Origin of the sequence: Aeromonas hydrophila subsp. hydrophila ATCC 7966 (assembly GCF_000014805.1) — a bacterium.
In the GTDB taxonomy this organism is placed as follows: Bacteria; Pseudomonadota; Gammaproteobacteria; order Enterobacterales; family Aeromonadaceae; genus Aeromonas; species Aeromonas hydrophila.
In genome coordinates, this window is the sequence record NC_008570.1 from 1432917 (window position 1) to 1459242 (window position 26326).

At 61.5% G+C, this 26326-nt stretch carries 24 protein-coding genes and 2 tRNA genes; 5 read left to right on the forward strand and 21 right to left on the reverse strand.

The genetic code is table 11. From position 1 onward, the window contains the following. Window positions 1-35: 35 nt before the first annotated feature. Window positions 36-125, forward strand: a tRNA-Ser gene (locus AHA_RS06640). A 137-nt stretch (window positions 126-262) separates the two neighbouring features. Here the strand turns inward: AHA_RS06640 and AHA_RS06645 are convergent. Both AHA_RS06645 and AHA_RS06650 read right to left on the reverse strand, forming a co-directional pair. Continuing rightward, window positions 263-3391 carry a multidrug efflux RND transporter permease subunit gene (locus tag AHA_RS06645; RefSeq protein WP_011705231.1) on the reverse strand — a complete coding sequence of 1043 codons (3129 nt, stop codon included), beginning with the start codon at window positions 3389-3391 and terminating at the stop codon, window positions 263-265. A gap of 15 nt (window positions 3392-3406) precedes the next feature. Further along, window positions 3407-4564, reverse strand: coding sequence for an efflux RND transporter periplasmic adaptor subunit (locus tag AHA_RS06650; protein ID WP_164927579.1), 1158 nt, complete (start codon window positions 4562-4564; stop codon window positions 3407-3409). A gap of 155 nt (window positions 4565-4719) precedes the next feature. Here AHA_RS06650 and AHA_RS06655 point away from each other — a divergent pair, with 155 nt between their 5' ends. Both AHA_RS06655 and AHA_RS06660 read left to right on the forward strand, forming a co-directional pair. Next, window positions 4720-5448 (forward strand): response regulator, encoded by a 729-nt coding sequence (locus AHA_RS06655; RefSeq protein WP_011705233.1) that lies wholly within the window; start codon window positions 4720-4722, stop codon window positions 5446-5448. Further along, window positions 5445-6503, forward strand: a complete 1059-nt coding sequence (locus AHA_RS06660) for an ATP-binding protein (protein WP_011705234.1) — start codon at window positions 5445-5447, stop codon at window positions 6501-6503. Before AHA_RS06655 ends, AHA_RS06660 begins: the two co-directional genes overlap by 4 nt. 249 nt (window positions 6504-6752) lie before the next feature. On the opposite strand, the gene AHA_RS06665 is transcribed toward AHA_RS06660, so the two are convergent. From AHA_RS06665 to AHA_RS06745, 17 genes are all read right to left on the reverse strand, one after another. After that, entirely contained in the window at window positions 6753-7082 is a 330-nt protein-coding gene (locus AHA_RS06665; protein ID WP_011705235.1) for a DMT family transporter, read from the reverse strand. A gap of 18 nt (window positions 7083-7100) precedes the next feature. After that, a complete protein-coding gene (locus AHA_RS06670; RefSeq protein ID WP_011705236.1) occupies window positions 7101-7514 on the reverse strand; it encodes a DMT family transporter in 414 nt (137 codons plus the stop codon). A 19-nt stretch (window positions 7515-7533) separates the two neighbouring features. Further along, window positions 7534-8226: a hypothetical protein gene (locus tag AHA_RS06675; protein ID WP_011705237.1), complete on the reverse strand. Its 693-nt coding sequence runs from the start codon at window positions 8224-8226 to the stop codon at window positions 7534-7536. Between the two features lie 11 nt (window positions 8227-8237). After that, the gene (locus tag AHA_RS06680; RefSeq protein WP_011705238.1) at window positions 8238-8858 is read right to left on the reverse strand and encodes a phosphate propanoyltransferase; all 621 of its coding nucleotides are present in this window, start codon (window positions 8856-8858) and stop codon (window positions 8238-8240) included. After that, the gene (locus tag AHA_RS22025; RefSeq protein WP_011705239.1) at window positions 8855-9307 is read right to left on the reverse strand and encodes a BMC domain-containing protein; all 453 of its coding nucleotides are present in this window, start codon (window positions 9305-9307) and stop codon (window positions 8855-8857) included. The genes AHA_RS06680 and AHA_RS22025 overlap by 4 nt, the downstream gene beginning before the upstream one ends. Before the next feature lie 12 nt (window positions 9308-9319). After that, window positions 9320-10267: a choline TMA-lyase-activating enzyme gene (gene cutD / locus AHA_RS06690; protein ID WP_164927580.1), complete on the reverse strand. Its 948-nt coding sequence runs from the start codon at window positions 10265-10267 to the stop codon at window positions 9320-9322. Window positions 10268-10380: 113 nt separating this feature from the next. After that, window positions 10381-13767 carry a choline trimethylamine-lyase gene (gene cutC, locus AHA_RS06695; protein WP_077392390.1) on the reverse strand — a complete coding sequence of 1129 codons (3387 nt, stop codon included), beginning with the start codon at window positions 13765-13767 and terminating at the stop codon, window positions 10381-10383. A gap of 25 nt (window positions 13768-13792) precedes the next feature. Next, on the reverse strand, window positions 13793-14947 hold the full coding sequence (locus AHA_RS06700) for a 1-propanol dehydrogenase PduQ (protein WP_011705242.1): 1155 nt from the start codon (window positions 14945-14947) through the stop codon (window positions 13793-13795). 15 nt (window positions 14948-14962) lie between these two features. Then, the gene (locus AHA_RS06705; RefSeq protein WP_010634663.1) at window positions 14963-15220 is read right to left on the reverse strand and encodes a EutN/CcmL family microcompartment protein; all 258 of its coding nucleotides are present in this window, start codon (window positions 15218-15220) and stop codon (window positions 14963-14965) included. Window positions 15221-15246: 26 nt separating this feature from the next. Continuing rightward, complete coding sequence (locus AHA_RS06710; protein WP_115586407.1) at window positions 15247-16833, reverse strand: acetaldehyde dehydrogenase (acetylating); 1587 nt, start codon at window positions 16831-16833, stop codon at window positions 15247-15249. Between the two features lie 53 nt (window positions 16834-16886). Continuing rightward, window positions 16887-17168: a BMC domain-containing protein gene (locus AHA_RS06715; RefSeq protein WP_017408466.1), complete on the reverse strand. Its 282-nt coding sequence runs from the start codon at window positions 17166-17168 to the stop codon at window positions 16887-16889. A gap of 11 nt (window positions 17169-17179) precedes the next feature. Further along, window positions 17180-17464, reverse strand: coding sequence for a BMC domain-containing protein (locus AHA_RS06720; RefSeq protein ID WP_011705244.1), 285 nt, complete (start codon window positions 17462-17464; stop codon window positions 17180-17182). 16 nt (window positions 17465-17480) lie between these two features. Continuing rightward, on the reverse strand, window positions 17481-17759 hold the full coding sequence (locus AHA_RS06725; RefSeq protein WP_010634659.1) for a BMC domain-containing protein: 279 nt from the start codon (window positions 17757-17759) through the stop codon (window positions 17481-17483). Between the two features lie 684 nt (window positions 17760-18443). Continuing rightward, window positions 18444-18959, reverse strand: coding sequence for a FidL-like protein (locus AHA_RS06730; protein ID WP_164927581.1), 516 nt, complete (start codon window positions 18957-18959; stop codon window positions 18444-18446). Next, a complete protein-coding gene (locus AHA_RS06735) occupies window positions 18959-19768 on the reverse strand; it encodes a winged helix-turn-helix domain-containing protein (RefSeq protein ID WP_011705246.1) in 810 nt (269 codons plus the stop codon). Before AHA_RS06735 ends, AHA_RS06730 begins: the two co-directional genes overlap by 1 nt. Before the next feature lie 21 nt (window positions 19769-19789). Next, on the reverse strand, window positions 19790-20362 hold the full coding sequence (locus AHA_RS06740) for a TetR/AcrR family transcriptional regulator (RefSeq protein ID WP_017408463.1): 573 nt from the start codon (window positions 20360-20362) through the stop codon (window positions 19790-19792). A gap of 414 nt (window positions 20363-20776) precedes the next feature. Continuing rightward, window positions 20777-21691, reverse strand: a complete 915-nt coding sequence (locus tag AHA_RS06745) for a LysR family transcriptional regulator (protein ID WP_011705248.1) — start codon at window positions 21689-21691, stop codon at window positions 20777-20779. A gap of 148 nt (window positions 21692-21839) precedes the next feature. Between AHA_RS06745 and fdhD the strand changes: the two genes are divergently transcribed. Both fdhD and AHA_RS06755 read left to right on the forward strand, forming a co-directional pair. After that, a complete protein-coding gene (fdhD, locus tag AHA_RS06750) occupies window positions 21840-22637 on the forward strand; it encodes a formate dehydrogenase accessory sulfurtransferase FdhD (protein WP_164927582.1) in 798 nt (265 codons plus the stop codon). After that, a complete protein-coding gene (locus AHA_RS06755; protein WP_011705250.1) occupies window positions 22624-24912 on the forward strand; it encodes an FdhF/YdeP family oxidoreductase in 2289 nt (762 codons plus the stop codon). The genes fdhD and AHA_RS06755 overlap by 14 nt, the downstream gene beginning before the upstream one ends. Window positions 24913-25028: 116 nt before the next feature. Here the strand turns inward: AHA_RS06755 and AHA_RS06760 are convergent. Together AHA_RS06760 and AHA_RS06765 are read right to left on the reverse strand one after the other, a co-directional pair. Continuing rightward, window positions 25029-25104: transfer RNA gene (locus AHA_RS06760), tRNA-Thr, on the reverse strand. Between the two features lie 85 nt (window positions 25105-25189). Beyond that, on the reverse strand, window positions 25190-25930 hold the full coding sequence (locus AHA_RS06765; protein ID WP_011705251.1) for a phosphatase: 741 nt from the start codon (window positions 25928-25930) through the stop codon (window positions 25190-25192). Window positions 25931-26326 lie beyond the last annotated feature (396 nt).

Below are 26326 nucleotides of genomic sequence, written 5' to 3' on the forward strand. Positions count from 1 at the left end.
TTCCAGAGGCGGCTCCGGTAACAATGATGCCCCGTGGAGAGATGCCGGAGTGGCCGAACGGGATTGACTCGAAATCAATTGTGGCAGCAATGCCACCCAGGGTTCGAATCCCTGTCTCTCCGCCATCTTCAAGGCCCAAGCTGCCAGCCAGCTTGGGCTTTTTCGTTTTTGCGTCTACGAGTATGCCACCCCGTATTCCATGCCAGTGGATCCCCCTGGCTTATCTGGCCAGTGTTGGGCTGTTCGAAGCATTGCTTTCACCTTATTGGCTCCCCCGTTGCTCTGCACGGCGGGCCTGCCAGCGCTGCAGGCGCTCCTGCGCCCCGATAATGAAGACAAAAAAGACCGGCACGAAGAAGATGGCCAGCAGGGTGCCGCTGATCATGCCGCCGAACACGCCGGTACCGATGGCATGCTGGGTCTCGGCGCTGGCACCACTGGCAAGCATCAGCGGTACCACGCCGAGGGTGAAGGCCAGCGACGTCATCAGGATGGGGCGCAGGCGCAGGCGGGCGGCGGTTACCGCAGCGTCAAGCAGCGAGCGTCCTTCGCCATGTAACTGGCGGGCAAACTCCACGATGAGGATGGCGTTTTTGGCCGACAGGCCGATGATGGTGATCATGCCCACCTTGAAAAAGACGTCGTTGGGCATGCCGCGCAGCATCACCGCCGCGACGGCGCCGAGCAGGCCCAGCGGCACCACCAGCATCACCGAGAGCGGGATGGACCAGCTCTCGTAGAGCGCGGCCAGCACCAGGAACACCACCAGCCCCGACAGCAGCATCAGCAGGGGGGCTTGCGCCGCCGACTGGCGTTCCTGCAGCGACTGTCCCGTCCAGGCCACGGCGAAGCCTGGCGGCAGTTGCGCCACCAGACGCTCCATCTCCGCCATCGCTGCGCCGCTGGATATGCCTGGCGCCGCCCCCCCGGCAATACGCACGGCGGGGAAACCATCAAAACGCATCATCTGTTGCGGTGATTCCCGCCAGACCGGTGTCACCACCTCCCGCAGCGGCACCATGCCGCCGCTGGCATTGCGTACCCGCAGGCCGAGCACGTCATCGAGCTGCATGCGTGCCGACGCATCGGCCTGCAGGATGACTTGCTGCATGTGTCCGTCGTTGGGGAAATCGTTGACATAGAGCGACCCCATCGCCGCCGACAGGGTACTGCTCACGCTGGTGAACGAGAGCCCCATGGCCTCGGCCTTCTGCCGGTTGATCTCGAGGTGAACGCTCTGGCCGGGGGGCAGACTGTCCGGGTAGACATCGCTCACCACCTTGCTGTTGGCGGCCAGCGCCAGCAGTTGTGCCTGGGCGGCCAGCAGTGCGGCTTCTCCCCGATTGGCCCTGTCCTGCAGAAAGAGGGTGAAGCCGGAAGCGGTGCCCAGCTCGTCGATGGTGGGCGGCATCAGGCTCATTACCGTGCCTTCATGGCTGTTGGCCATGGCCGCTTGTGCCAGCTCTGCCTCTTCGGCGGCCGTGGCACCATGACGCTGATCCCAGTCTTTGAGCATGGTGAAGGCCATGGCCGCATTGGGGCCGGCGCCGGAGAAGCTGAAGCCTTGCACCACCAGGTTGGTGTCGAGCGCCTCGCGAGAGGCCACATGGGCCTCGAACTCCTTGATGACGGCCTGGGTGCGCTCGCTGGTGGCTCCGGTCGGCAACTGGATGGAGGTCATGAAGTAGCCCTGATCCTCGTCCGGTAGAAAAGAGGAGGGCAGCTGGGTGGCCGCGATGGCCAGCACGGCACAGAGGGCGGCGAAGGTGGCCATCACGCGTCCGCTGCGCCCGACTAGCGAAGTCACCCGTGCGCCGTAGCCCGCCGTGAGCCGCTCGACGCCCCGGTTGAAGGCGCCGAAGAAACCGCGCTTTTCATGGTGATCCGGGCTGATCGGCCGCAGCAGGGTGGCACAGAGCGCCGGCGTCAGGGTCAGGGCGAGGAAGGCGGAGAAGAGGATCGACACCGCCATCGACAGGGTGAACTGCTGGTAGATGACCCCCACCGAGCCGCCGCCGAACGCCATGGGGATGAACACCGCTGTGAGCACCAGGGTGATGCCGATCACCGCCCCGCTGATCTCCTTCATGGCCTGCGACGTTGCCTCCCTGGGTGACAGCCCTCGGCTGGCCATCAGGCGTTCGACGTTCTCCACCACCACGATGGCGTCGTCGACTATGATGCCGATGGCCAGCACCATGCCGAACATGGTCAGGGAGTTGATGGAAAAGCCGGCCAGCAGCATCACTGCGAAGGTGCCGAGCAGAGCGATGGGGGCGACGATGGCCGGGATCAGGGTGTAGCGCAGGTTCTGCAGGAACAGGAACATCACCAGAAACACCAGCACCATGGCTTCCAGCAGGGTGTGGATCACCTTTTCGATGGAGACCTTGACGAAGGGGGCCGAGTCGAACGGGATGGAGTAAGCCATGCCCGCCGGCAGGGTTGGCGAGAGCTGGGCAAGGCGAGTGCGTACCGCATCGGCGGTGCGCACGGCGTTGGCGCCGGGGGAGAGCTGGATGGCGGCGCTGGTGGCGGCTACGCCGTTCTCGCGGTTGGCAAAGGCGTAGGATTGTGCCCCCAGCTCGACCCGGGCCACATCACCCAGCACCAGCTTGGCGCCATCAGTACCGGCCCGCAGCACGATGGCGGCAAACGCCTCGGGAGTCGTCAGCTGCCCCTCTACCGTGAGGGGGACCGTCAGCCGCTGGCCTGGCAGGGCGGGTTCGTCGCCGAGGCGCCCCGGTGCAATCTGCACGTTCTGCTGCTCGATGGCCTGCGCCACCTCGCTGATGGTCAGCCCGTAGGCGGCGAGCTTGCCCGGATCCACCCAGATGCGCATGGCCTGCTCGGCGCCGAACAGCTGCACTCGCCCCACGCCGTCGATGCGGCGCAGCTCCTGCACGATATTGCGCGCCATGTAGTCGTTGAGGGCGACCTCCTCGAAGCGGCCATCCGGTGAGGTCATGCCGACCATCATCAGAAAACCGGAAGAGGCGGATTCCACCTGCAGGCCATTTTGCCGCACTGCTTGCGGTAAACGGGGTTCGACCGCCTTGATGCGGTTTTGCACGTCCATCTGGGCCAGCTCCGGATCGGTGCCCGGCTTGAAGGTGGCGGTGATCTGCGCGCTGCCGGAGGCGTCTACCGATGACTCGAAGTAGAGCAGGTTCTTCACCCCCGACAGCTCGCGCTCGATCAGGCTCACCACCGCATCGTTCAGGGTCTGCGGTGTGGCACCGGAGTAGGTGGCATAGAGGGTCACCGATACCGGCGCCACTGAGGGGTAGTGGGAGATGGGCAGCTTGGGGATGGCGATGACGCCTGCCAGCACGATGAAGAGGGCGATCACCCAGGCAAACACCGGGCGATGAATGAAAAACTGCGGCATGGAAAACTCTCCGATTCAGCGGGTGCCGGCATCAGCCTGCTGGCTGACAGCGGGGGATTGCCAGGGATGGGCAATGACTTGCGCCCCCGGGGTCAGGCGGTCGATCCCCTCGATCACCACCTGTTGTCCGGCGCTGAGTCCGGATGCGATGCGGTAATGGCGCGCCACCAGCTCACCGGTTTTGACCGGTATCTGCTGTGCCTGCCCCTGGTCATCCAGCACCCACACGCTGGTCTGGCCCGATGTACGCACCACCGCCTGCTGAGGCACGCTCAGGGCGTTGGCATAGTGAGCCCGGGGAATGCGCGCCTGCACGTAGAGACCGGGCAACAGGCGCCTTTCGGGGTTGTCCACCAGCACCCGCAGCAGCACATCGCCGGTACCGGCATCCACCTCGATGCCGGAGAAGAGGATGCGTCCCTGCATCCCCAGCGGCTTGCCGTCGCTGCCGAGGATCGCCACCGCCAGTTCCGGTGCCGTCGAACCAGCCTGCTGGCGCAGGGTGTCCAGTACAGAGGCAGGTTGACGCACATCGACGTAGACCTGATCGATCTGCTGGATCCTGGCCATGGGGGTAGCATCGGTGGGGGACACCAGGGCCCCTTCACTCACCAGCGCTTGATCGATGCGCCCGGCGATGGGGGCCTCCACGCTGGCAAATTGCAGATTCAGCTGGTGCCGGGCCAGGGTTGCCTTGGCCTGGGCCACGTCGGCGGCCGCCTGATCCCGCTGGGAGACGGCGTCGTCATAGGTCTGGCGGCTGATGGCCTCGGTGCGTAGCAGCGGTACCAGACGGTCAATCTGGATGCGGGCGCGGGCCAATACGGCCTGGGCCCGCAGCAATGCCGCGGCGGCGCTGTCGACATCCGCCTTGAAGGGGGCCGGGTTTATCTGGAAGAGCACGGTGCCTGCGCTGATTTCGGCGCCCTGCTCGAACAGGCGGCGCTGCACAATGCCGCTGATCTGGGCTCGAATTTCGGCGCTGCGCAGCGCGGTCACCCGGGCGGGCAGATCCTCGCTGATGACCAAGTCCTGACCTGCCAGCGCCATCACCGACACCTGAGGAAGGGCCGGCACGTCCTGTGCTTGCGGCGCCCCATCGCAACCTGCCAATCCGAATACGGCAATGACGGCGAGCAGGGCGCCCGCATACCGCTGTTTGACAAACATCATACTCACCTCGTTAAACCGTCTCCCCGGCATGGTGTTGCCGCGAGAGAATATCGAGCAGGCATTATGGAGAGGGGCTATTGCGAATGATTCGAGGCTTTGTGGAGAATCCATGGAGCCGGTGATAAAGTTCAAGCCCACCATTTTCGAGGCTGACCATGTCGTATCTTCCTGCTTCCGCCAACCCGGCGGCCCAGTCACTGGTACTGATTGCAGAGGATGAAGCCGAGATAGCCGACATCCTCGCCGCTTACCTGCAACGCCACGGATTGCGCACTTTGCATGCCGCCGATGGCCGCGAAGCCCTGGCCATGCACCAGACATGCAAACCCGATCTCCTGTTGCTGGATGTGCAGATGCCGCAGCTTGATGGCTGGCAGGTGCTCAGCGAGATCCGGGCCCGTGGCGACATGCCGGTGATCATGCTGACCGCCCTGGATCAGGACCTTGACAAGCTGATGGGGCTGCGCATGGGGGCGGATGACTATGTGGTCAAACCCTTCAACCCGGCCGAAGTGGTGGCCCGGGTACAGGCGGTGCTCAGACGCAGCCAGGCAGCAAAACAGGCCACGGCCAGGGTGCTGCGGGTCGGCCCCTTCCAGATCGATCTGGAGAGCCACGAGGCCAGCATTTGCCGAGATGAGAGGCAACAGATGCTGGATCTGACCCTGACCGAGTTCAAGTTGCTCGCCTCCCTGATGCGGACACCAAAAAGGGTGTTCAGCCGCGCCGAACTGCTGACCCACTGCCTGCCCGAGGGGGATACCCAGGAGCGCACGGTGGACAGCCACATCAGCAAGCTGCGCAAGAAGCTGGAGGCACAGGGCATTCAGGGGGTGCCCGCCAGTGTCTGGGGCGTCGGCTATCGCTTCGGGAGCGATGCGTGACATCGGCACCCGGCCTGCGCAGGCAGATCATCTACTCCCTGGGTTTGATGGCGCTCGGCATCATCTCCCTTGCGGTGATCGGCACCTATGTGTTCTACGCCATTGCCGTGACCTATGTGCCTGGCAGCATCTCCGAGAGCTGGATGCCCTCCAGGGTCGAGATGATCTGGATTGGCTCGACCATTCTCATTGCATTGGGGATGGCGCTGTACGTGGCGGTGCGCCTCTCTCGTCGCATCCTGACTCCCCTCAACTCGGTGGCGAACAGCCTGCGAGAGGTGGCACAGGGTCGGCTCGACGCCCGTGTACCGCTGGATGAACAGGCGATCGGGGAGACGGCGCAACTGGTGCGCGACTTCAACACCATGGCCGAGCGACTGCAGAGCATGACCCGCGAGCGGGAGTTCTGGAATGCCGCCATCGCCCACGAGTTGCGCACCCCGGTGACCATATTGCGCGGCCGCTTGCAGGGGCTGGCCGAAGGGGTATTTCCGCCAGAGCGTTCGCTCTTTGAAGGGCTGCTGCGTCAGGTGGAGGGATTGACCCACCTGATCGAAGACTTGCGGGTGCTCAGTCTCAACGACAGCGGCCACCTGGAGTTGCAACACTCAGAGGTCAAGCTGGCCGACGAGCTTGCCGTGGTGCTCGAGGCGTTTGCCACCCCTCTGGCCGCGAGCGGTTTCACTCTCAAGCGGGAGCTCGATGCCGAGCTTTGTGTCTGTTGCGATGCACTTCGCATCCGTCAGGCCCTGATGGCGCTGCTGGAAAATGCCCAAAAGCACGCGGTGCCCGGCATGCTGACCGTGCGCCTGCATCGTTCGGGCGCCCAATGCATCCTGAGCGTGGAAGACGAAGGGCCCGGCATCAGCGAGGAGGTCGCCGCCTATATCTTCGAGGCGTTTCGCCGGGGGGATCCGTCACGCTCGCGCAAGAGTGGCGGCAGCGGGCTCGGGCTGGCCGTGGTCAAGGCGATTGCCGAGGCCCACGGCGGCAGTGCGGTTTGCCAACCAACCGAACGTGGCGGAACGACATTCACGCTCTCCTGGCCCATCTAGGCCAACAGCCTGCCGGCAAGAGAGGCTCTTTCCCCATCTCATGGTGATGGGGTTGAGGCATGCGATGGGGGGCGTGTATGTCGCGGGAGCGACAACGAGATCAAATATCAGGCCCAAGCTGCTAGCCAGCTTGGGCCTTTCTCTATTTGCACGCTTGCCGGCTTGTTACCCGGCAGGGCGTGTCAGGGCTGGCATGCCGGCGCGCCGGTGGCAGGGGCAGAGCGCCACTGCCATGGTCTTGTCACGGCGTTACATGCTGGAGAAGACATTCATGATCACCCCGCCCGAGATGATCAGCGCCATCGCCAGGATGGCGGGCAGATCCGGCTTTTGCTTGTAGAGGATCATCGAACAGATGGTGACCCCGACGATGCCGAAGCCGCACCAGAGCGAATAGGCCACCCCGACCGGAATGGTGCTCATGGCGCGGGTGAGGGCGAAGTAGCACAGGCTGTAGGCGCAGACGACCAGTATGGATGGCCCCAGTCTGCTAAAACCGTTGGTCTTCTTGATCATCGAGGTGCCGGTGATCTCAGAGCCGATAGAGAGCGCCAGCCATAAAAATCCGAAATTAAACATGGGGTCATTCCTTTTGCGTCAGTTGGCGATGTTGTTGTTCATGGGGGGAGTGAGGGGCTCGGCGGAGGCATCGGTGCCCTCTTCGCTGCCCATCTTGGAGAACAGGTTCATGATGACGATGCCGCTGGCGATGACGGCCATGCCGATCATGGCGGCGGTGTCCGGGTGCTGGCCGTAAAACGCCATCCCCAGCGTGGAGACCACCAGGATGCCGGTGCCGGACCAGGTGGCGTAGGCAAGCCCAACGGGAATGTCTTTTACCGCGCGGGAGAGGGAGTAGTAGCAGGTGCAATAGAGCAGCACGAGCAGACCGAGCAACAGCATCTTGGTGGTTCCTTCACTGCTGCCAAACATCTTGAGGGTGGAGGTGGCCGAGGTTTCGGACACGATCACCAGCAGCATCCATAGCCAACATTTTGTTTTTGAAGACATAAGTTAAACTCCGGGTTTGTTATTTAAGGTAAGGTTGTTGTTCTTTTCTTCTGCTTTTCAAAAAATCGATGGCGGCATCGGTCAGCTGGGCCTCGGCCGTCTGTGCCAGCGCCGGATCCTTCTCAACATCGCTGACCGTGAGATAACGCCGCGCCGTGCCCGCCGGCACCGGGGCCGCGTCGTTCGCCGGTGCCAGCTTTTCCAGCAGCTCATTCATGGTGCACAGCACCACACCGATCTCGCCCAGACGGCTGAGCGCCGCCTGCATGTGCCCGGCGTATGGCGTGCTCGGTTGCGCCCCCAGCAGCAGGTTCAGCTCGCTAGCGGGATCGCAGTGATAGCGCAGCGCCAGCACCGGCAAGCCGCTCAGCAGGGCATCGTGCAGCCGCCGGGCGACGGGGCTTTGCAGCGAGCCGCTCAGCAGATCCATCGCCAGCGGGTAGTCGAGAAAGGGCAGCACCAGCGCGCGATAGGGGCCGGGCGGCAGGGCCTGTTGCCAGACGCTGGCCGGCACTGTCTCCCCCAGCGGTTGCCACAGCGCGCCATCCTCGATGTCTGCTGCCAGCGCAAGCAGCAGGGGCTGCCCACAGCCGGCCAGACGGTCTCGAATGGCCTGCCGATAGCCCTGGGCCGCGGTCACCATCACCAGCAGTGGCGGCTGCAGGCGTCTGAGCATCTGTTCGATCAGGCGTTCAATCTGTTGGTCGGTCATGGGGATCTCCGTTAGCCGAGCAGCCTGACCTGCGCACCGTTTTTCAAGCCGGCGGCGTTGGCCTCTTCGGTATCGATGTGAAATTCCAGCGCAAAATCGTCGCGTACCCGCACCACCACCTCATCGAAGGTCAACTGGCGCTCGCCGTCGCTGCGCACGCTCACCTTCTGACCGTGGGTCACGTTCAGCTGGCGAGCGTCTTGTGGCGAGAGGTGGATATGGCGCCAGGCGCAGATCACCTGGGAGCGCAACTCCACGTGGCCGGCGGGGCCGATGAGCAGGGCGCTGCCGGTATTTTCCAGCTGGCCTGACTCTCGGACCGGCGCCTTGATACCGAGGGTGAAGCAGTCGGCGCGGGAGACCTCCAGCTGTGAAACCGGCCGGGTCGGTCCGAGCACCCGTACCCGGGTCAGCGAGCCCTTGGGGCCGACCACGGTGACGCACTCTTCGGCGGCAAACTGACCCGGCTGGCGCAGCGGTTTGAGCGGCGTCAGGGTGTAGCCCTTGCCGAACAGGGCCTCCACATCCTGTTGTGCCAGGTGGACGTGGCGATTCGAGATGCCGACCGGGATCGCCGGGCTGACCAGGCTCAGACGGGCGGCGATCTTTTGATGCAGTTGGGGATCGATCATGCTTTCTTCCCTTTTCTTGCCGCGGCCTGTCTGTCTTCCGCCAGATCCGTGGCAGGCTGGCTGGCCGATGGAGTGGTCGGTTCGGTATCGGCACCGCTTGGCGGTGGCAGGGCCGGGGCTGCACCTGTTGCGGCCGTCAACTCGGTTCTGGTGCTGGCCGGTGCGCGCGGCGGGTAACCCTTGAGGTTGCCGAGCGCCGCTACCGCGCTTGGCTCCGGACGGGCAATCACCAGGGAATGGACCTGCTGGTCGATGGTGGCGGCCACCGCGACGCCACGCTCGATGGCGGTGTGGATGGCGCTGATCTCCCCTTCGAAGCAGACACTCACCAGCCCGGAACCCACCTTGCGATAGCCGATGCAGCTGACGCCTGCCGCTTTGCAGGCGGCGTCTACGGCCTGAATGGCGGCGACCCATCCTCGCGTTTCAATTACGCCCAAACTTTTCATCGTCGACTCCTGTTAATGGCGGACCAAGCGAATATCGAAATCAAATTGTGCAAAGAAGCTCTCCAGCCGATCCAATTCGTCCGGCGTGTAAGAGGGGTCTTGCGCAATCGGGTAGGGCATATCCAGCCGCTCATATTTCTTGCGGCCCAACTGGTGGTACGGCAGCATGTCGATCCGCAGAATATTTCCCCGCTTTGCCAATTTCTGTACGTATTCGATGGCGCCGGTAATGGCATCCCATGAATCGTTATATCCACGGATGAGCGGCATGCGCACAATCACCTTGGCGCCGTAATCAACCAGCCATTCCAGATTGCGGCGAATACCTTCATTGCCGATACCCAGCATCGCTTTATGCTGTTCGCTGTTGATTTGCTTGATATCGAACAAAAAGGTATCGGTGACGGGCGCCAGCTGCTGGTAATTGGCAAGCGAGGTGGTGCCCTGAGTCTCGATGGCGGTATTGATCATCATCTTCTTGCATTCGCTGAACAGCGCGACGGCAAAGTCGGTCTGCAGGCTCATCTCGCCGCCGCCGATGGTGACGCCACCGCCGGAGGAGATGTAAAAGTCATAGTCCTGCATGATGATCTCCATCAGCTCGCTGACGGTGACATCCTTGCCCATGATGTCCAGCGCATGCTGGGTGCAGACCTCCTCGCATTTGCGGCAGCCGATGCAATCTTTATTGCGATCGACGAAGTGTTTCATGCTGCCGTTCTCTTCGGCCCGGTAATGGACTCCGGCCGGACAGACATTTACGCAGTCACCGCAGTTGATGCATTTGTCGTGGGAAAACATCACCTGAAATTGGCTGCTGAGCCCTTCAGGGTTGGCGCACCAGGGGCAGCAAAGGTTGCAGCCCTTGAAAAAAACCAGCGTGCGAATGCCATCGCCGTCATATATCGAATATTTCTGGATATTGAATATGCGGCCGGTTAATTCATTATTTGCGATCACGCTTGCCTCCTCTCCGGATGTGGCAGGCCGCAGTCGCATTATTTGCGACCTGCCATCACGGAGTACTTCCGGTTATTTTGGTGATTAAGAAAGACGGGTTATCAACGCATCGATCAGAACTTCTCAATCACGGTGCGGCTGATGATCTCGTCCTGCACCTCTTTGCACAGCTCGACGAAATAGGCGCTGTAGCCGGCGACGCGCACGATGAGGTCGCGGTACTTCTCCGGCTCCTGCTGCGCCTTTTTCAGCACTTCGTTGTCGACATAGCTGAACTGCATCTGGCCATTGCCGAGGATGGAGGCGGTGCGCAGCAGGGTGATGAGGCCATGGCGTCCCTCCTGGGTATCCAGCAGCCCCTTGAGGAACTTGAAGTTATGCACCATGCCGATGTTCATGGTCTCCACGTTCATCTTGCTGACGGACTTGATGATGGCCGTCGGCCCCTGCTTGTCTGCCCCCTGGGTCGGGCTGATGCCGTCGGAGAGCGGCATCCAGGCCAGGCGCCCGTTCGGCGTGGCGTTGGTCAGCTCGCCGATGGGGGTGTTGTTGGAGATGGAGAGGGTGCCGTGACTCATTCTGGAGTAGAGCATCTTGTACTTGCGACACTCCTTCTCCGTCCACTCGGTGATATCCAGTGCGTACTGGTCGACGTAGTTGTCGTCGTTGCCGTACTTGGGTGCATTGAGACAGTCGCGGCGCAGCGCTTCAAACCCTTCGAAGTTGGCCAGCAGCGCATCGCGAATTTGTTCGAGTGTGTATCTCTGCTCCTCGAACACCAGCTTGCGGATTGCCGCCATGGAGTCGACATAAGTTGCAAGGCCAGAAAAGATGAGTCCGGGCCCATAGTTGATCATTGCACCGCCAGCGGAGACATCTTTTCCGCTCTCCATGCACCCTTCCACCATGAGTGACATCAGCGGTTTCGGCGCCACGTCGCGGTGCACGCGCTGACTGATCACGGTGCCGACTGCTGACATGCGAACGATGTGGGCAATCTGCTGTTTGACCGCCGCATCGAACTGCTCGAAGGTGCGCAGCTCGCGCAGGTCGCCGGTATCCAGCCCCTGATGGCTGTCGAACAGCACCATGCGGCCACGGTTGAGCACGAACTCGATGGCGATGGGCCACTGGGTGTAACCGGTGGAGGTCCACTGATAGATGCGTCCCGATTTTTGCGGCTCGACACAGCCCATCAGGCAGTAGTCGCGGGCGTCTTCAAAGTCGAAGCCCTTGCGCAGCATCATCTTGATGTGGGAGTCATCGAAGTGGCAGGCCGGGAAACCCATCCCCGCCTTCACGACGTCGACGATCTTCTCCATGTATTTCTGCGGTGACTGGTTGTGAATGCGGCAGGCCAGCGACGGCTGGTAGACCTTCACGAACCGCACGGCATCCATGATGAGGTAGGTCAGATCGTTGCAGGCATCGCCGCCGCTGCGCTTCTGGCCACCCACGGTCAGGTTGATGAAGGGCTGATAGCCGGCGAAGTATTTCGCCCCCAGCTCGCTCGACATCCACATCAGCTCGGCACACTTGATGATGAAGGCCTGCATCAGCTCGAGTGCGCTTTCGTGGGTCAGACGACCCTCGCGGATATCCGCTTCGAACATGGGGTAGCAGTACTGGTCGACCCGACCGAGTGACAGACCGGTCTGGTTCTCTTCGATCTCGAACAGCGACTCCACCGTCCAGATGCTCTGCAGCGCTTCTTGCAGGGTCTTGGGCGGGTTGGCCGGCACGTTCTCGTTCACCTCGGCGATGGTCAGCAGTTCGGCGCGGCGCTGGGCATCCTGCTCTTTCGCCGCCAGTTCGCGGGCATGGGCTGCGATGCGGCGGGCGTAGTTGACCACCCCTTCGCAGGTTTCGATCGCTGCCTTGTAGTAGTAGATGCGATCGATGTCGTCCGGGTTCTCCATGCTTAGCTGGTCGAGATGGGCTTGGGCGTCTGCCTTGATGCCGTTCATCCCCTTGGTGAACAGCAGCACGTCGTAGCCCGGGCAGGTGTCGCCACCCCCGTTGATCTGGTGGTAGGAGAGGTCGCTGACGAAGGTTTCGCCGCTGAAGGCCCAGACGCCGGCTTCCCGGTACTGCGCTTCGCAGATCTCGTCCAGCGAGCGGCCTTCCCAGAACGGCACTATCTCTTCGCGGATGGTTTTCTTGTCCGCTTCGCTGATTTCAAAGGGATCTTGCGGACGGGTGCTCATGGTATCGAGCTCGTCGCGAACCCAGCGCCAGGCAATGTCCGGCGAGAAGGCACCGGCGCGCGGCTTGCCGCACGGGTGGCCGACGATCAGCTCGTCATCCTGGATAAGGATGGGGGCGGTTTCGCAGGCGTGACGGAACGCCTTGGCCCGCAGCAAGATGGTCGGCATGCCTGGGTTGGCCTTGACGACCTCGGTAAAGGCCTGTGCCCGGTAGATGGAGACGCTGGGGCGCACGGTCAGATAGTGGTTGCGCAGGCGCTGCAGGCGCGGCGTCAGCCCCTCCATCACCGGCGTATCGGCACAGGCGGCGAACGGGGCGGCGGAGACGTGCTGCACTCCGCGAAAGAGGCGAACCGGCAGCTTGAGGGCGCTCAGGTTTTGCTGGGCGCAGAGGAACATCTCGGAGAGCGGGTTGATGCTCGCCTGCTCCAGGCTGGCGCCGTGCAGCAGGGCATCAAACATGGGGTAGCCGTCGATGGCGCAGGTGGCGCGCACTTCGCTCAGCTCTGCCAGCTTGAACCACAGGCACTCGACGATCTCGTACGCCTGCTGCTCGGTCAGTGCGCCGTTGGCGATATCGCGCTGGAAGTAGGGCAGCAGCGCCTTGTCGGCCCCTTCCGGGTTGACTGCATAGCTGCCGTTGTCGAGTTGAAGCGCCAGCTGGAACAGGTAGAACGACTGGCAGGCCTCTTTGAAGTTGCGCGCCGGGTGGGCCGGTACATGGTGCAAAATGGCGGCGCTGTCGCGCAGCTCGGCCTGGCGGAACGGGTTGGTTTCGGCGGCGGCCAGGGTTTCGGCGCTGTTGGCCAGGTTCTGTGCCAGCGCCATCAGGGCATCGCAGGCGTGGATGGCGGCGCGGCAGCCGTTGACCTCGTCCATGCCGCTGCGGCTGACGGCGCTGCCCAGCGCGCGGGTTTTCTCTTCCAGCTGCTGCTTGATGGCCAGCACGCCCTTCTCCACCACCAGCTTGTAGTCGGGGGAGTCGATGGCGCTGTTCAGATTCAGGAACTGGAAGGTGGACGGTCGCTGCCCGGCACTTTCGTCGTGGAAAATGGCGCCGTGCGGGGTGCGGGTCTGATTGCCAACAATCAACTCGTCGGCACTGATGGTCAGCGGTAGCTGACGCATCAGCTCGTAAAAGCGACGTGCCGGTTTGACGGCGGCGGGAATGCCTGCGATGTCGCCATCCAGCCCGCTCAAAATCGTGGCGTGTTCGCTGCACAGGGTGCTGGTGTGCGCCAGTAAACGTTCAGCCAGCACGTTGACGCGCGGCGTTAAGCTGTAGTGTGCCATGAGGTAGGTTCTCCAGTTCTTGTTCTTAGTGGCCGGCGGCGAGAGTGCCGCACCATGCCTTGCGATAGAGTTCGGTCAATGCCCGGGCATCCGGTGCGCGCGGGTTGGTCGGGGTGCAGTTGTCGCGCAGCGCCTGGCTGACCATCTCCGCCAGCCGCTGGTCGAAATCGGCAGCGAGGAGGCCGGTATCGCCAATGCCGGCGGGCATCTTCATCTCGTCTTTGAGCGCCTGGATGGCCACCAGCAGGCTGTTGACCCCCTCGCGCGGCGTCTGGGCGGGCAGGTCCAGCAGGTGGGCCAGGCGGGCATACTTGTGGGCGGCCTGGGTATCGCACTGCCCGTCATGATCGGCGTTCCATGCCACGACCTGCGCCATCAGGAGCGCGTTGGCACGCCCGTGCGGGACGCGGAATACGCCGCCGAGGGCATGGGCCAGGCTGTGGGTGATGCCGAGCGAGGCGTTGGTGAAGGCCATGCCCGCCATGCAGGAGGCGTTGTGCATCTTCTCCCGCGCCAGCAGATCGTGGCCGTCGCGCCAGCAGGCGGGCAGGTAGCGAAAGACCTGCTGCACCACCTTCTCCGCCAATGCGTCGGAAAAGTCGCTGGCCGCCCGGGAGACATAGGCCTCCAGCGCATGGCACAGCACGTCCATCCCGGTGTCGGCGGTAATGGCGGGCGGTACCGATGCCACCAGCGAGGGGTCGAGAATGGCGATATCCGGCAGCAATGACGGGTCGACCAGCACCAGCTTCTCGCTGCGGGCCTTGACCACCGAGAAGCTGGTCACTTCCGAACCGGTGCCGCTGGTGGTCGGGATGGCCACGAAACAGGGGCGCTCGCGCCCCAGATGCGGGCGGGTTTGCGCCAGGGCGAACATGACCGCTTTGGCTGCATCAATCACCGAACCGCCGCCCAGCGCGATCACCAGATCCGGATAGCAGCCGTCCATGAGCTTCATGCCGCGCACGACCGTGGTGATGTCCGGATCGGCCACTACATCGTCCCAGCACAGGAACGGGATGCCGCGCTGGCGCAGGATCTGCGTCACCCGGTCGGCCAGGCCAACTTTCACCATCATCTGATCGGTGACCAGCAGCGCCTGGCGGGCGGGCACTTCGGCCAGGGCGGACAGGGCGTCCTGACCGAAGCGGATCCGGGGTTTCAGCAAAAATTCACTCATTGGGTCATTCACTCCTCAAGCGTCCCGAAACACCTTCTCGACAATGGCGACCACCGACATGGCCTTGTAGCGGTCTCTGTTGAGCGCGAGGTACTCCTCGGCCAGTACGACGTCGTGCATGCCTGCGCCGACGCTGTCGACGGCGACCCAGGAGCGGTCCTTCATCGGTTGCTGCTGATCGTCCAGCTGGGTGATGAGCAGCAGGTTGCTGCCGCGCAGCTCATCGCACTTCTGCGTGGCGACGACATGTCCGGTTACCTTTGCGAGAATCATGGTTTTTATCGCCTTATCTAAATGGGTTACTTGCCAAGGCGCTCAAGCACCTGACGGATGACCCGCTCCACGTTCTGCTCGCTGATCTCGCCGCCGACCTCGGCGCTGGCGCCGGCAAAACGGTCGTCGGCACTGTGGCAGGCCGGCGCCGGGGCACTGAAGCGGGCATCGTCGAGGATGCTGCAGGGCTGGGGTGCGGTGGGGGCAGCACTGGCGGGCTGCACTGCAACCGGCTGGATGGGGGCGCGCAGCTCTTCGATGGTGCGCACGCCGTAACCCACCTTGCGGATGTTGAGCAGGTTCATCGGGCCGACGTTGTCGGAGCTGGAGCCGCCGCCGACGGCGCCGCAGCCGAGGGTCAGTGCCGGTGTGAGGTTGGTGGTGGCACCGATGCCGCCGAGGGCGGCCGGGGTGTTGATCAGGATCCGGTTGACCGGTTTTTCCAGGCTGAACTGGCGGATCACGTCCTGATTGCGGGTATGGATCACCAGGGTGTGGCCCAGCCCTTCGTTGGTCAGCAGCTCAACCACCCGATGACAGGCGGCGCGCCACTCCTCTTCCACGTAGAGGCCGAGCACCGGGCAGAGCTTTTCACGGGAGTAGGGGTTGCTGTGGGAGACAGTGGTCTGTTCGGCCACCAGCACGCGGGTGCTGGGGGGGACGCTGAAACCGGCCAGCTGGCTGAGATGGAGCGCCGTCTTGCCCACCACTTTCGGGTTGATGGTGCCGTTCGGGCGCAGCAGCAGGGCAGCCATCCTGGCGGCTTCGTCTTCGTTCATGAAGTAGGCGCCCTGGGCCGCCAGCTCGCGATGAACCTCGTCGTAGATGCAGCGTTCGACGATGATCGACTGTTCGGAGGCGCAGATCACGCCGTTGTCGAAGGTCTTGCTGGTGATGATGTCCTTCACCGCCTGGTGAATGTCGGCGCTGCGCTCGATAAAGGCCGGGCCGTTGCCCGGGCCGCCACTGATGGTCGGGGTGCCGGAGGCATAGGCCGCGCGCACCATGCCTTCGCCACCGGTTGCCAGGATCAGCGATACGTCCTTGCTGTGCATCAGCTCGGAGGTGGCCTCCAGGGTCAGCTGGGTGACACCGTCCACGATGCCCGCCGGGGCACCGGCGGCTTCGGCGGCGCGCTTGACGATTTCGATGGCTTTCCAGCTGCACTGGCGTGCGCCCGGGTGCGGCGAGAAGATGATGGCATTGCCCGCCTTGAGGGCGATCAGGGTTTTGTAGAAGATGGTGGAGGTGGGGTTGGTGGAGGGTACCAGCGCGCAGATCACGCCCAGCGGCACGCCCACATCCATCACTTTTTTCGCCTGATCGTCATGAATGATCCCGACGGTCTTCATCTCTTTGATGGCATCGTAAACGTGCAGCGAAGCGAACCGGTTTTTCAGCACCTTGTCCTGCCAGTTGCCAAAACCGGTCTCTTCTGCGGCCATTTTCGCCAGCGTTTCGGCATGGCGCGCGGCTTCTTCGGCCACGTTCTTCACGATGGCGTCGATTTTCTGCTGCGAAAAGGTGGCCATAATCACCTGCGCCTGTTTGGCGTTGCGCACCAGTTCTCTCGCGTTCTGGCGGGAGAGCAAATCGGTATCGAGTTCAATCATGAATCTATCCTTCATCAGACTAAAAAAGTGCGGACGGGGCGTGCCCTCTCAGGTCATGCCTTGTGCTGCGCCGCGATTTTTTCGATGTCGTTGTGCGGGCGTGCGATGACGCGAGAGGTAACCACTTCGCCAATGCGTTTCGCCGCTTCCACACCGGAATCCACCGCCGCATTGACCGCGCCGACGTCGCCTTTCACCATGGCGGTGACCAGGCCAGAGCCGACGTTCTCATAGCCGATCAGCTCGACGTTGGCGGCCTTGCACATGGCATCTGCCGCTTCGATGCAGGCCACCAGGCCTTTGGTCTCAATCAGACCAAGCGCTTCTTTCATCATGTTCTCTCCCGTTATTCGGCAATTTTGTAGTGGGCGACAATCTTGCTGATGTCGTTGTGCGGACGGGCGATGACCAGCGAGGTCACCACTTCACCGATGCGCTGTGCGGATTCCACGCCGGAGTCCACCGCGGCTTTCACGGCCCCTACGTCGCCTTTCACCATGGCGGTGACCAGGCCAGAGCCGACGTTCTCATAGCCGATCAGCTCGACGTTGGCGGCTTTGCACATGGCATCCGCCGCTTCAATGCAGGCCACCAGGCCCTTGGTTTCAATCAAACCCAATGCATCACCCATTTGCGATCTCCCGGCCTCAAGCCTTGTGTTTAATGACGATTTTGTTGATGTCGTTGTGCGGACGGGCGATGACCAGCGAGGTCACCACTTCACCGATGCGCTGTGCCGACTCCACGCCGGAATCCACCGCCGCTTTCACCGCGCCGACATCCCCCTTCACCATGACGGTGACCAGGCCAGAGCCGATGTTTTCATAGCTGATCAGCTCCACGTTGGCGGATTTGCACATGGCATCCGCGGCTTCAATGCAGGCCACCAGACCTTTGGTTTCGATAAGCCCCAATGCATCACCCATGGTGATCTCCTCAGAACAGATTGTGTGGTGTGGTTAAGGAACTCCGTCCGTGTCACGGCGTTGAGCCACGGTTGCGGCGTTCAATCGCCACTATAGGTACTGGCGGCATTTGTGGAATTTGAATCTGTAAAATTGAGATATTTAGTTTGTTGTTCTGTATTTATGATTTTTATAAGCCGTATTTATCTATCTATGCTGCGACCACGAGGCTGTTTTCGCCTTGCATAAGGCCGAATTCAGGCCCGGGAAAAGATCGTTGGTCGATGTTAATGAGTTGTTGGGCAATGGGGGCCGAGAGGTAATTTGGCCGGCTGCTAACTGTGGCGGAGCTCATGTTTTGCCGGCGAGGCTAAATGTAAAAAGTGAGCCGGGTGTGACGGGAAGGCGAGATAAGGGCGGTGAGGGCGGGTCAGACGGGGAGAGGTGGCATTGAGAGCGGGGCGCGCGTCATGTGGGTGCCGGTGCGAGAGTGGATGGGTCGGGCTGGAAAAGTAGCGGGTGCCGGTCTTGCCTGGTGATGCGCAAGGGGCGTCTTGTCGGCACGGATGTGCAGTCGGGGGAAGGGGGGGGGCAGGCCGAATCAGGGCTGAGTCATCAGGGGCTTGCACGGGTCAGGTTGTGGGGGCAGGGCGATATGTGTGCGTCATCGGCGCTTGGGTCGGGGCATCTGCCGTATTGCCGGGACTAGTTCAGTTCGCTGCCGGATTTGAGGGTGCAGATCCAGAGCGGCGAGTTGATGGAGCTCAGCAGTATGGCCTGCTGATTGAGCCGCTGGGCGCTCAGAAACAGCCCATCGTGACTGTCGGACATCTCGCGCATGAAGTAGTCGAAGATCACGTCCGGCGATTGATCGATGGAGGAGGCGCTCGCATCCCATTTGTTGATGCGGTACTGACGCTCGGTGGCGGAGACCCGGTTGCTGCTATAGGTAAACGTGACGTAGCGCTGGAGGTAGAGCCAGCCTGCGGCCGAATCGGTATAGCCTTCAACCACCATGGAGCCTTTCCCCTGGCGGCCGAAATTGAAGTGGATGTTGCCGTTGACGTTCTCTTTGTTCATGTCCTCAAAGCGCATGATGCCTTTGGTGGCGCAGCTCATGACACCATCATTTTCGCTGGGCAGCTGGTAGCAGGCATAGAGTGCCGCGGCGAGGAACAGGGTGCAGGAGAAGAGAAAGAAGGGACGCGGCGCAAGTATCATCACGGCTTCCAGGAGTAGTAGAAATAGTTGTCGCAATAGCTGAACGGGTTGTCTTCGTGCATGGCGCAGTGGGCCAGAAATACCCGGCCCAGGCCGTTGGTTTCCAGTCTGTCCCCGTAGAAAAACAAAAAACGCTCACCGGGTTTGCAACTGATGTTCAAGCGCTGGCGCACCTGCTCGAAATGCTCACCGTAGGTCGTGGCGCTGACCGAGCGCAGCATCTCGTCGCTGGCCAGCAATTCGCACTGGCTGTTGGGGATCCCGGTCAGGGTGACGGGGCGCGGCTCACGGCCATTCAAGAGACCGAATGCCAGCAGCATGAGGGCAAACGCGAGCATGCAGCCCCCCGCGATGTACCAGCAGATGCCGCGTGAACGGGGGGTGAGGGGAAGTGGCCATTCGGCAGGGTCGAATGCCGGCTCGGCGGCGGCCACCGTGGAGGGCGAAGGCACTATTTCAATGGATGGTGCAGGCACATGCTCAATAGGCTCGATAATGACCTCGGGATTGAGCTGCAAATAACCGCGCGACACCGTGATGATGATATTGTCGATATCGTAGTGGCGAAAAGCTTTGCGCAATATGCTCAGGTATTGGTTGAGGTTACTGTTCGATGAGGTTAATCCGTTATCGTCCCAGACTTTTTTAAGCACTTCCTCGCGGCTGACTATCCCGGTATTTCGCAAGAAAAAATAAAACAGCGCATTGGCGGTGATGGATAATTGGCTGTCCGGCTCAACGCTTTCCCGCTGAGTCAGGGAACCATCGGTCGCGTCATAAATGAAGCGGGCATTGATGTGGTAGCGCATCTCGGCCTCAATCCATCAGCTTCACGTGGGGAGCGTCATATTATGCAGGGTCTTGACCAGCGCCTGACGGTGCTCGGTGCTCATGGTGCGCCCCTCGGTCAATTCCGATAGCCAGATGCCGTCTGCGGCATAACGTACCAGGGTGCCGGTATGGCCATTATCCAGTTCATCCCCTTGCGCCAGATGCGCCAGCATCCAGTCACGCCAGCATTGCCGCAGCACCGGCTCATCTGGCATGGCCAGCGAGAGCACCATCAGCTGGCGGCTCTCCTGGGTGTCCGTCAATTCAGGAGCAGAGAGATAGTGCAGGTAAGCACGGGTAAAGCGGCCGTAGGCGGTCTTGTCTGCCGCCATCAGTGCTGAGATGGCCTCTTCCATGATGGCCAGCAGACGCGCAAACAGGGCAAAGATCAGCGCCTGCTTGTTGGGGAAGTGGTGCAGCAAGCCCCCCTTGCTCACCCCGGCCTCATAGGCAACGGCGTTCAACGACAGGGCGGCGATACCATCCCGGCCGGCGATGGTGGCGGCCGACTCCAGCAGTTGTCGATAAAGACGTACAGGGTCTTTTTTTCTATGTTGGGTTTCTATGTTCATGGCCCAATCATACCGACCAGACGGTATGATCATTCTTGATCGCCATCAATATGAGGAAATGGGACGCGGGAGGAAAAGTCGTTATTGTGTGGTGCTTCACAAATAACCTTGAAATAAAGATGAAAGCGTCGCTTTAAATATTTTAATTGGATTTGTTTGAGAACTCTACTTGTGTATTGAACACGACGTTTTTATCTCCTGGTTAAAGTCATTTTCAATGAGGAATAACTATTTTAAGGAGTCTAGATAGGGATTAAGTTGTCATTTGTTTACCTCATTGCAGCAATCATTTTCCTGAGTGCTCATCTCTTCTATTTAACCATGGCGCGATTGTTTTCAGTGGTAAGGTATATATTTATGCCACCTTTGGCCATGGCGGAAATATAAAAAAGCAGTGTGTTTGTTGGCGTCACCTTATTTTTCAAGAGGGGCATCTGCCTCTCGCACCAGCTCGAGGAAGGCGCGCATGGCGGGGGTGATGCTGTGCTGGCGGGTGATGAAGGCGGTGTGGCCGATGTCGCGTTGCGGCGCCAGTGGCAGGCAGACCAGATCCGAGAGCTTGCTGGCGGATCGGGCGAGGCCGGCACTGACGATGGCCCAGCCCAGCCGGTGGCGCACGGCGCTCACCAGATGAAACAGGGAGTCGGTTTCCAGCACCACGTCAAGCCGGATGCCGGCCCGCTCGGCGGCGCGGTCCAGATACTTGCGAAACTGCATGGTGCGGCTGGGCAGTACCAGCGGCCGCTGCTGCAGTGCGGTCAGGGTCAGCTTATCGCCGGGGAGGCTCTGATCCGCCTCGTCGCGGTTCATCAGCACCGCCATCTGGTTGTTGCCCTGGGGATAGAGGTGGAAAGTCTGTCTGGCGGCACCGGTGAGCGGCTCATCAAACCCCAGCCCGATATCGCACTGGTGCAGCTCCAGCTGTGACAGCAGGGCTTCGTTGCTGAGCACCGAGAGACGGATGACGATGTCCGGGTAGCGCTGCTTGCAGCGGGCGATGAGCGGCATGATGTCGACATTGGACTGGGGCACGATGCCGATGCGCAAGGTGCCGGAGAGCTCGCCATGAAACAGTGCCAGCTCCTGCTTGAGCGCCTCCTGCTCCAGCAGCATCCGCTCGGCATACTGGCGCACCAGCTCGCCCGCTTCGGTGAGGGCGACGAACTGGCTGGTACGCACCACCAGATCGGTGCCGAGGTTTTTCTCCAGTGCCGTGATGCTGGCTGAGAGGGTCGGCTGGGTGATGTGGCAGGCCTTGGCCGCCCTGGCAAAATGCTGATGTTTGGCCAGTTCGTGGAAATAGTGCAGCTGCTTGATGTTCATGATCATTCGGGAGGCGAGGATGAACCTAAAAATTAATCAATTGAAAAAACGTCGTCAATAGAACAACTCTATTGCCATATAGATTTATTTCATTGGTTTTGCGTCTGCCGCCTCTCTAAACTTGAATGCAGTTTGCATTTTTAGGCCAACCTGCATGCCTGCCCATTCTCCCGTCGCAACCCCCGCCAACTTGCCGTCACTGGATCATCTGGTGGAAGAGGTAGCCGTCGCCATCAACATCAATGGCATCAACCATGCGGTGATGATGGCGACCCCGGACGATCTCGACGACTTTGCCGTCGGCTTTCTGTTTGGTGAGGGGATCATCCGGCATAACCACGAAGTCCACGACATCCAGGTCGCGCCAGCCGAACAGGGTATTGTGCTGGATGTGACCATTGCCAACCGCTCTATGGCCGCTCTGGCCGAACACAAGCGCCGGCTGACCGGGGTGACCGGCTGCGGCATCTGCGGCGTGGCGGCGGTGGAGCAGGCGCTGCCCGCATTGCCGGTGTTGCCACTGACGCCGCCGCTGGATGGGGCCTTGCTGGCAGGGCTGCGCCCTCAGATCGCCCAGTGGCAGCTCAAGGGACAGCAACACGGTGCCCTGCATGCGGCGCTGGCGCTGGATGCCGAGGGCCGGATCCTGCACTGCCGGGAAGATATCGGGCGCCACAATGCCCTCGACAAGCTGATCGGCCTGCTGCTGCGCGGGCACAGTGCGTGTGACACCCTGGTGGTGACCAGCCGCTGCGGCAGCGAGCTGGTGCAAAAAGCCGCCCGTTTCGGTGCCCGTCACCTCATCTGTCTGGCATCGCCCAGTCAGCTGGCGGTCAGGCTGGCCCTCAAATACAACCTCAACGTCGTTCATATTCCCAAGTTTGATGCCCCGGTCAGCTACTCCAGCTATCGTCCGGCGGATCCCATCGGAGAGTGCCATGAGTCATATTGAAAAGCCCGCCAAAGCCGGCGGTTTTTCGTCCCTGCAATCCACCATGAAACAGGTGCTGCGCAGCCAGAAGACCCGTCAGAACATCAAGAACCTGCTGCGGGTCAACCAGACCGATGGCTTCGACTGCCCGGGCTGCGCCTGGGGTGACAACGACCACGGCACCTTCCAGTTTTGTGAAAACGGCGCCAAGGCGGTGGCCTGGGAATCCACCGGCAAGACGGTGGGGGCCGAGTTTTTCGCCGCCCACTCGGTACGCCAGCTGGCGACCCAGAGCGACTACTGGCTCGAGTATCAGGGGCGGCTGACCGAGCCGATGTGCTACAACCCGGCGACCGATCACTACGAGCCAACAAGCTGGGACGATGCCTTTGCCCTGATCGCGGACACCCTCAAGGGGCTGAATAGCCCGGACGAGGTGGAGTTCTACACCTCGGGGCGTGCCAGCAACGAAGCTTCTTATCTTTATCAGCTGTTTGGCCGCCTGTTTGGTACCAACAACTTCCCCGACTGCTCCAACATGTGCCACGAGGCGAGCGGGGTGGCGCTGATCCAGTCGGTCGGCATCGGCAAGGGGACTGTGGTGCTGGGTGACTTCGATCAGGCCGATGCGGTGTTCGTCTATGGCCAGAATCCGGGTACCAACCATCCGCGCATGATGAATGCCCTGCGCCAGGCGGCGCGTGGCGGCTGCAAGATCGTCAGCTTCAACAACTTGAAAGAGGTAGCGCTGGAGCGTTTTGCCAGCCCGCAGAGCCCGCTCGAGCTGCTGACCCCGGCTGCCACCACCATCAGCCACCAATACCTGACGCCGAAACTGGGGGGTGACATGGCCGCCATCCGCGGCATGGCCAAGTACATCCTGGAAGAGGCGCCACAGGTGGTGGATCGCGACTTCATCGCCCGCCACACCCGCCATTTTGATGAGTATGAGGCGCAGGTGCGTGCCACCGACTGGGCGGCAATCGAGCAGCAGTCCGGCCTGACTCGCGCCGATATCGTGCAGGCAGCCAAGGTCTTTGCCGCCAGCCAGCGCATTATCAGTTGCTGGGCTATGGGGGTGACCCAGCATCTGCACTCGGTCGATACCATCCGCGAAATCGTCAACCTGCATCTGATGCGCGGTCAGATTGGCAAGCCGGGGGCGGGGCTCTGTCCGGTACGGGGCCACAGCAACGTGCAGGGCAACCGCACCATGGGGATCAACGAAAAGCCGACCGCCGCCTTTATCGACCGGCTCGAGCGTCACCTGCAGGTGAGCCTGCCGCGGGCCCGTGGCCACAACGTTTACGAGGCGCTCAAGGCGCTGGACGAAGGCAAGAGCAAGGTGCTCATCTGCCTGGGCGGCAACCTGGCGGCAGCGGCGCCCGATACCGGCTTCACCTACGGGGCGATGAAAAAGGCCGAACTCAACGTGCAGATCAGCACCAAGCTCAACCGCAGCCACCTGCAGGTAGGCAAGGCGGCGCTGATCCTGCCCTGCCTCGGCCGTACCGAGCTCGATATCCAGCGCAGCGGCAACCAGAAGATCACGGTGGAGGACACCTTCAGCATGGTACACGCCTCGACCGGTGCGGCCGAGCCGGTCTCGGCGCTCTGCTTCTCCGAGACTGATATAGTGGCGCGGATGGCTCACGCTACCGTGGGTAGCGAGCGGGTCGACTGGCTCGCCCTGCGCGATGACTACGCGCTTATCCGCGATCTTATCGAGCAGACTATCGCCGGTTTTGCCGATTTCAATGCCCGCATCCAGCAGCCGTGCGGTTTTCATCTCGATAACTCCGCGGCGCTGCTGACCTGGAATACTGCCAGCGGCTGCGCTGAGTTTCGTGCCAGCACCCTACCGCAATCAGTGCTGCCGGAGTGTACCCGCCATGCCGAGCAGATGGCGGATCAGCCGGTACTGCTGCTACAGAGCCTGCGCTCTCACGATCAGTACAACACCACCATCTACGGCATGGATGACCGTTATCGCGGCATCAAGGGCCAGCGCAACGTGGTGTTCATGAATGAGGCGGATGCCCGTCAGCTTGGCTTTGCCGAAGGGGATCGGGTCGACATGGCGGCCATCTGCAACGACGGGCGCGAGCGTAGCGTGACGGGTTTTGTGGTGGTGATCTACGAGATCCCGCGTGGCAACATCGCGGCCTACTATCCGGAAACCAACCCACTGGTCCCCATCGACAGCATAGGGGCGGGCTCGTTTACGCCGACCTCCAAGTCCATCCCGGTGCTGGTGACTGCTTCCAATCGGCAGGACAATCTGTTGCTGCTATGAGCTGAGAGGTTTGCAGGCGTGAGCCGGTTCAAGCCTGCCAGCCCAATGCAGCAGAGCCCGCACATCCTATAAACAACAACGCCGCATAAGAGATGCGGCGTTGTTGATTGCGTGACTGGTGCCGGTAAGAGGAGTCGAACCCCCGACCTTCGCATTACGAATGCGCTGCTCTACCAACTGAGCTATACCGGCGTGCCACTAGATTCCCGAAAACAATGGGGCAAGTCAATGAGCTGCACTCAGTTTTATGAGTGAGCTCATGGAGTTACGGTCAATGTCAGAGGTCGGCGAACTCCGGAATATGGGCCCGGCCGCGGCTTTCGAGAAAATCGAGCAGCGCACGGGGGGAGCGTGCCAGGATCCGCTCTGCTGGGAAGCCGGCCTCGGTCACCAGTCGGTGGCAGTGCTCGAAATCCCCGAGGCTGAAGGCCACGTGGGAGTCGGAGCCGAAGGTGAGGTAGGCACCCATGTCCCGTGCTGCCTCGACGATGGCGCGGCAGTTGCCTTCACTGCCTGGGCGGGAGTGGCTGAAGGAGGAGTTGTTGAGTTCCAGCGCCACCCGATACTCTGCCGCCGCCTTGACCACGGCCTGGATGTCGATGGGGAAGGCGGGATTGCCAGGGTGGCTTATCATGTCGACCCGGCCGCTCTTGATGGCGTTGATCATGGCCTGGGTGTGGGTGGCCTGGTCACAGGGGGGGAACACCGGCTCGTGAAAGCCCGCCATGATCATGTCGAGCCGCGACTCGTAGCGCTCGGGGAAGTCGATCTCGCCGTCGATGTTCTTGATGTTGGCTTCGATGCCGCGCAGGATGCCGACCCCGTCGACCACCCGTGGCAACACGTGCAGATTGACGAAGTGCCAGAAGTGGGGGGCATCGGCCATGTCGGGGCCATGATCCGTGGTGGCGAACAGCTTGATCCCCTTTGCCTTGGCGATGGGCAGGTAGTCGTGGATGGTGCTGTAGGCGTGGGTGCTGGCGACGGTGTGGGTGTGGGTATCGACCGTGTACTTCATCTTATCTTCCCCTCTGGCGTGAGGCGCCAGCATAGCAAAGGCGGCGGGTCGAGACCATGTCGTGGCTTGTCATACTTTGTCACAAATTGGGGGCTGGATGACAAAGTTTGAACACGCTTGGCGGTCATGATGGCGTCATCGATGAAAGCCTGAACTCGCATCGATGGGTTGGATCAGGATGGTGCAACCTCATTTCCCCGCCGTCGCGCCCTGCGACGGTTTTTTTTGCCTGTTTGCCAGCGCGCAGCGTGGTTACCGGGCAAAAAAATGCCCAACTAGCATGAAGCAGGTTGGGCGAGACTTAATGTTTAATTGCAGTGGCATAGATATAGAGTCCGATTCGTCCGTGAAGTTCCCGCCTTGTTCCCCATTTTCAACAAAAACATTTCACTAACA